We start from the raw sequence: 571 nt of genomic DNA, 5'->3' as shown, positions 1-571 counted from the left end.
ATCTTGATTCGTTCTGTCATCATGAAATACAACTTAAGGAATATGGTCAGTCATTTGTGTAAAGTAGCTGGTGTATCCCGTTCGGGATACTATAATTACTTTTCAGTTTCATCTCAAGAACAACGGAAACAAAAGAGTGATCGAGATGAAATCTTGAAGGAAACCATATTAAAAGCACTTCGATTTAGAAATAGAAACAAAGGGGCTCGTCAGATAAAGATGACATTGGCGGGTCAGTTTCAAGTTGTCTACAATTTAAAGCGTATCCGTAGAATTATGAAGAAATACGAGATTATCTGTCCGGTTCGCAAAGCGAATCCTTATAAAAGAATGCTTAAAGCTACAAAAGAACATCGAATAGTACCGAATCAATTAAATCGGGAATTTAAACAAAATACCCCAGGGAAAACACTTCTTACAGATATCACCTATTTAGTTTACGGTAAGAATCAAAGGGCCTATTTATCTACAATTTTAGACGGCTCAACTAATGAAATTTTAGCTTACCATGTTTCAGAACAGATGACATTAGAGCTCGTAACGACAACTCTCCATAAACTAAAAAGGAATC

The 571-nt window shown here is 35.4% G+C and carries 1 protein-coding gene; it reads left to right on the top strand.

Annotated elements, in window-relative coordinates; genetic code table 11:
* Positions 1 to 571, top strand: a 571-nt coding sequence (locus tag ACS2CR_RS34350; protein WP_438906163.1) for an IS3 family transposase, incomplete at both ends; no start/stop codon positions are given.

The organism is Bacillus cereus group sp. BceL291, from assembly GCF_051776705.1.
GTDB classification, from domain to species: domain Bacteria; phylum Bacillota; class Bacilli; order Bacillales; family Bacillaceae_G; genus Bacillus_A; species Bacillus_A cereus.
The sequence above is the reverse complement of the archived record's forward strand: the minus strand, read 5'-3'. Positions and strand labels throughout refer to the sequence as shown.